Source organism: Kitasatospora sp. NPDC091257 (assembly GCF_044757675.1).
Lineage (GTDB): Bacteria > Actinomycetota > Actinomycetes > Streptomycetales > Streptomycetaceae > Kitasatospora > Kitasatospora lactacystinica.
Genome location: NZ_JBIVVI010000600.1, coordinates 1 through 5,536, shown reverse-complemented (window position 1 = coordinate 5,536; position 5,536 = coordinate 1). Strand labels below are relative to the sequence as shown.

Below are 5,536 nucleotides of genomic sequence, written 5' to 3'. Positions count from 1 at the left end.
CGGGGGCCTCCTGGCGCTGCAGCCGGCGCGTCACGGCCGCGTTGCCCACCGTCCGCTGGAGGGCGGCGAGTTCGGCCGGGTGCGGCGCCCTCCCGGGGGCGGTGGGCACCGCGGCCGGGCCCGGCGTCGTACGCCTCCTCGGTGCGGCCCCGGGCACCGGCGGCACCGAGTGTGTCACGGCCTTGCGCACGCTTCCCCGCCCTCCCGTGTCGCCGTCCGGCCCCCGGCCGTCGAGACTACGGCCCCGGCGCGGGCGTCCACGAGGGCCGAAAGGGCAGAGCGGGGGCAGCGCCCGGGGGCGATGCCGACCCGTGGCCGCGCACGGCCGTCCGGGTGGACGTAGGACCAAAAGCCGATGCCCCCGCGCCCCGCACCCCGGTGGAACGGCCGAATGGATCACGCGCCAGACCCCGAGCGGACCCTCGCCGACGACGAGGCCCTCGCCGCCTACCGCACCCGCTTCGGGATCGCGCTGGACCGACTCCCGGCCCTGCCGGTCCCGCCGGTCCTCCCGGTCTCCTCGGGCTGAGCGCTCGGCGGCCGCCGAGCGCTCAGCAGGAGCAGGCCGCGGCCGGCCCCGCCCGCCGGTTCGGCGAGCCGACCGCCCGAGCGGGACCGCCCCTCAGCCGTCGCCCTGCCCCGAGGGCCGAGGGCCGGTGATGCGGACCAGGTCCGGCCAGTACCGCGGCCCGTCGCTCTCGATCCGCCGCACGACGGGATCGATGGCGCCCAGGGTCGCACGGAGCCCGTCGGCGACCTCCGTCAGTACGGCGTCGCCCTCGCCCGGCTGCTCCTCGCGGTCGCGGTCCATGACCTGCGCGCAGTGCTGCCCGGCCCGTCGGGTCTGCTCCAGCGCCGCCCACCACGGCCCGTCCAGGCCGGAGTCGGGGATGTGGAGGTGTCCCAGGGCGGTCCCGGCGGCGCGGTGGAGCGTGGTGCAGATCCCGGCGAAGCGGCGGCCGTCGAACCGCACCCGCTCGCCCGGGTGCTCCCGCGCCGTCCGTTCGAGCACCTGGACCTCGTCGTAGAAGGCCTGGTACCCCTCGATGAGCGCCAGGGTGTCCTGCTTCCCGCCGACCCGGTACCACATCAGCAGCTGGAAGACGCGCACCCGTTCGGACCGGGCGTCGGCCGGACGCTGCACCACGGGGCCGAGCCCGCCCGCCGAACCCGACGCCGACGCCTGCACGGCGACGGGCCCCAGCGCCAGCGCCCCGACGAGGACCCCGGCGAGCACCGCCCGCCGGGCGCCGGAGCGCGCCACCCGGTCGGCGGTCTCCGGGCCGCCGCCCCGTCGGACGAGCGCGAGCGGCAGCCGCACCAGTGCCGCGGCCATCGCCGCCCCGAACAGCGCCGGAAGCACCGGGCCGGCCAGCACCTGCACCACCGGCCAACCGCCCCGCGGCACCCACAGACAGCTGTCGCCCATGGTCCGCATCGGCCCGAGGCACCCGTCCACCGACATCAGCAGGAACACCGCCACCAGCGCGCACGCCTGGGCGATGCCCGCCGCCACCAGCGCCCCGACGAGCCACAGTCGCCGGGACACCAGCGCCACGACCACCGCCGTGACCACCACCCCGGCCCAGATCGCGACCGTCAGCCACCACACGTACCGCAGCGCGTACCCGCTCCCGCGCTCACCCAGCGGCGGCCGGCCCGGGTACAGCGCCGCCTTGACCACCAGCAGCCCGACCACGCACAGGACACCGCCCAGCAGCCCGCGGCGCAGCACCCGGCCGAGCCCCCGGTGCCCGCCGAACAGCCACAGCAGGTACGGCAGCGCCCACAGCGCCCCCGCGGCCGCGGCGAAGGCCACGGTGCGCCCGTCCGTCCCGAGACGCGGCAGCACGGCGGCGATCCACCCCAGTTCGGCCCGGTGCCGCTCCCACCCGTCGGGGAACTGCTGGACCAGCACCTCCCGGATCCCGCCCTGGACCATGAAGTCCCCGGCGGTGTACAGGTGGCCGCCCCCCGACCACCAGGTCAGCCCGGCCGCGGCGACCAGCACCGCCGCCGCCAGCGCCATCACCGCGGCCACCCGCCCGCGCCCCGGAACCAGCCCCAGCCGGGCGCACTGCACCAGCCACGGGACGTACGCCAACGCGCCGACCAGCGGCACGAGCAGGGCGATCGGATGCTCCGGAAACCAACTCCGGCCGGCGGTGATGTCCACGGTCAGCTCGCCGACCACCAGGCCGGCGCCCAGCCACAGCCCCGCCCGCAGCCCGTCCGGCCCGGCCGTCCCGCGGTGCGCCGCGTACGCCGTCGACCGCCAGGCCGCCACCGCGAGGATCAGCACCGTCGGCACGGTGGCCAGCCACACCCCGACCGTCCCGTCGGCGAACGGGGGCAGCAGCAGGGGGACGGCGATACCGGCCGCGCCCACCAGGAACGTCTGCAACGGCGCCAGGGTGAACAACGCCGCCGGATCGTCCAGCGCCCGGCGCCGCTGCGCCCAGGTCGGATGCGACCGCCAGATGCGGCCGAGCCGGGCGGCCGGGCCCGCGGGGTCGCGCACGTCCCACACCCGCCGGTCGGCGCCGAGGGCGACGGCGTCCGCGTCCGCGTACAGCTCCCGGTGGCGCAGCGTGTCGGCGCGGGCCAGGACCACCAGCAGCGCCATCCCCAGCGCGGTGGCCGTCTGCCGCACCAGCGGCGCCCGCCCGGCCGGCCAGAACACCCGGTCGGCGCCCACGAAGAGCCCGAACTCCGCGCCCACCAGCGTCCCGCCGACCACCAGTACGAACGGCAGGGCCACCAGCAGTGCGAACACCCGCCACAGGGCGGTGACCGCGTACCCCAGGTCCACGTCCCGGTTGCGGATGTGCGCGAACTCGTGGAGCACCACGGCCCGGAACCCGGCCGGATCGCTGTGCCGGCTCACCGAGAGCCCCGCGTACAGGCACACGGTGCGCCGGCGCGCGTGGCCGAACGCCACCGCCCCCGGGCCGAGCCGGCGCGGGTCCACCACGAACTCCGGTACCACGGGCAGCCGGGCCTGCCCCGCCAGGCGCTCCAGCTCCTCCCGCAGCTGCCCGTCCACGGGTACCAGCCGGCGGGAGCGCCGACGCCAGCGCGGCAGCAGCAGATACAGCGCCGCGGCCATGGCCAGCACCAGCGCCAGAGCGACGGGCACCGGCCACGACGGGTCGTCCGGTACGGCGGCCAGGCAGGCGCGCAGGGCCGGGTCCGTCCCCGGGGCGACTCCCAGCTGTGCCAGGAAGTCCCCGTCCGGGTCGAACCCGGCGGCCAGCTTGCAGGCGTACTCCGCCGGCCGGCCCTTGCGGACCAGGTCCAGCACGGTCGTCAGCATGTGGTGGCCGGCGACAAGCATGGACAGCAGCAGCAGGCCGAAGCGCAGGGCGGTTCCGGCGGGCAGCACCCGTGGGTCGAGGACCGGCGGGGCGGCGGGCGGCTGCGGCGGCATCGGTGGCACCGGCGGCGCGGCGGGTGCGCTCATGCCGGCGGCTCCGGGAGGAGCGGTGCGCCGGACCCGCACCCGGCCCCGGAGCCGGGTTCCGCCGGGGGAGCGGGCGCGCCCGGCTCCATGGCCAGCCGGGCCACCACGCAGTCCGCGAGCGCGCCGGCGGCCGGCTCGTCGAACCCGGCCTCGCGGGCACCCGTGCGCACCCGGGCGTGGACGGCCGCCAACTGCCGCTCGTCCAACGGCGGTACGGGCGGCTCCACCGCGGACCGGGCACGCCCGCGCCGCCACAGCCGCCGCAGCCCGCCGCCCGCGCGCCTCACGCCGGCACCGACCGCGGCCCGGCACGCCTCGTCCACCGCCATCCACACCACCGGGGTGGCCAGCGCGGCCGCCTCGGCCAGCCCGAACCCCAGCGGCTCGCCGCGCTGCCGGCGTCCGAACAGCGCCACCACCTCCTCGGAGGACAGCCCGTCCAACCCCCGCAGCAACGGCAGTTCCTCCGGCGCCAGCCGGGTCACCACATCCACGACGACGTCCCGAACCGATCCGGCCATCCGCCCGACCTCCCAGCTGATCTTTCGTCAACTGACGATGTGCTGGCGGAACTTACCCCAGTCGGAGCTTCGTCATCCAGGAAGTTTTCCGACCGTTCCCTGCGGACGGGCCCCGGGTCCGGCGGCGCGGCAGGGCGCCGGCCCGCTCTGCCCTCGGCGAATCCGCCGCGGGCAGAGCGGCCGCATCCGGAGGCCCTCCCGGGGCGAGAGTGGAGTGGACGGCGAGTTCCGCCCCCCGCCTCGACAAGGAGACCCGATGGCCCCGCTCACCACGCCCCCGCCCCGCGCGGCGGAGGGCGACACCCCGCCCAGCGCCTTCGACGACCACCTCGCGGCGCAGCTGCTCGCCCAGCGGATCGTGCTGCTCGGCACGCAGGTCGACGACGTGTCGGCGAACCGGGTGTGCGCGCAGCTGCTGCTGCTGTCGGCGGAGGACCCGCGCACCGACATCAGCCTGTACATCAACAGCCCCGGCGGCTCGGTCACCGCGGGTCTGGCCGTCTACGACACCATGCGGCTCATCCCGAACGACGTCTCGACGCTGGCGATGGGCTTCGCCGCCAGCATGGGCCAGTTCCTGCTCACGGTGGGGGCGCCCGGCAAGCGCTTCGCCCTGCCGAACGCGCGGATCATGATGCACCAGCCCTCGGCGGGCATCGGCGGCACCGCCGCGGACATCGAGATCCAGGCGGAGAACCTCCAGTTCACCAAGCGGGCCATCGAGCGGATCACCGCCGAGCACACCGGGCAGAGCGAGGAGACCATCGCGCGCGACGGCGACCGGGACCGCTGGTTCACCGCCGAGCAGGCCAGGGAGTACGGGCTCGTGGACCGGGTGGTGGAGTCGGTCGCCGACATCCGCCCGGCCGCCTCCCGCCGACGGATCGGACTGTGACATGGGCTCGTACACGGTTCCCTACGTCATCGAGCGCACCGCGCAGGGCGAACGCACCTACGACGTCTTCAGCCGGCTGCTGAACGAGCGGATCGTCTTCCTCGGCACCGAGATCGACGACTCGGTCGCCAACGTGGTCATCGCCCAACTCCTGCACCTGGAGTCGGAGAACCCGGAGCGGGAGATCTCGATCTACCTCAACTCGCCCGGCGGATCGTTCACTTCACTGATGGCGATCTACGACACGATGACCTTCGTGCAGGCGCCGATCTCCACCTTCTGCGTCGGCCAGGCCGCCTCCACGGCGGCGGTGCTGCTGGCCGGCGGGGACCCCGGGCGGCGGTTCGTGCTCCGGCACGCCCGGGTGCTGCTCGGTCAGCCGGCCAGCGGCGGCCGGCGGGGGACGGTCTCCGACCTCAGCCTCGCGGCCAAGGAGATGGTCCGCATCCGCGCGCAGGTGGAGGAGGTCCTGTCCCGGCACACCCACCACGACGTGGCGACGCTGCGCGCGGACATGGACCGGGACAAGGTGCTCTCCGCCGAGGAGGCCGTCGCCTACGGGATCGCCGACCAGGTGCTGAGCCGGCGCTTCGCGTCCGGGTGAGCCGCGCGCGGCCGGGTACGGCAGGGGCTCGCCCCCAGCCGTACCCGGCCGCC

At 76.2% G+C, this 5,536-nt stretch carries 6 protein-coding genes; 3 read left to right on the top strand and 3 right to left on the bottom strand.

Annotation, left to right across the window (positions count from 1 at the left end; all coding sequences use genetic code 11):
- Positions 1-190: hypothetical protein (locus tag ACIQOV_RS25265; protein ID WP_401052092.1), on the bottom strand; the 190-nt coding region annotated here is incomplete at its 3' end.
- Between the two features lie 201 nt (positions 191-391).
- Between ACIQOV_RS25265 and ACIQOV_RS25260 the strand changes: the two genes are divergently transcribed.
- Complete coding sequence (locus ACIQOV_RS25260) at positions 392-529, top strand: hypothetical protein (RefSeq protein WP_401052089.1); 138 nt, start codon at positions 392-394, stop codon at positions 527-529.
- A 93-nt stretch (positions 530-622) separates the two neighbouring features.
- On the opposite strand, the gene ACIQOV_RS25255 is transcribed toward ACIQOV_RS25260, so the two are convergent.
- Positions 623-3,463, bottom strand: a complete 2,841-nt coding sequence (locus ACIQOV_RS25255; RefSeq protein WP_401052087.1) for a M48 family metalloprotease — start codon at positions 3,461-3,463, stop codon at positions 623-625.
- The gene (locus ACIQOV_RS25250) at positions 3,460-3,984 is read right to left on the bottom strand and encodes a hypothetical protein (RefSeq protein ID WP_401052084.1); all 525 of its coding nucleotides are present in this window, start codon (positions 3,982-3,984) and stop codon (positions 3,460-3,462) included. Before ACIQOV_RS25250 ends, ACIQOV_RS25255 begins: the two co-directional genes overlap by 4 nt.
- Positions 3,985-4,240: 256 nt before the next feature.
- On the opposite strand from ACIQOV_RS25250, the gene ACIQOV_RS25245 reads away from it, so the two are divergent.
- Together ACIQOV_RS25245 and ACIQOV_RS25240 are read left to right on the top strand one after the other, a co-directional pair.
- Positions 4,241-4,879, top strand: a complete 639-nt coding sequence (locus tag ACIQOV_RS25245) for an ATP-dependent Clp protease proteolytic subunit (protein WP_380354999.1) — start codon at positions 4,241-4,243, stop codon at positions 4,877-4,879.
- Position 4,880: 1 nt separating this feature from the next.
- Positions 4,881-5,483: a ClpP family protease gene (locus ACIQOV_RS25240; RefSeq protein ID WP_387695131.1), complete on the top strand. Its 603-nt coding sequence runs from the start codon at positions 4,881-4,883 to the stop codon at positions 5,481-5,483.
- Positions 5,484-5,536 lie beyond the last annotated feature (53 nt).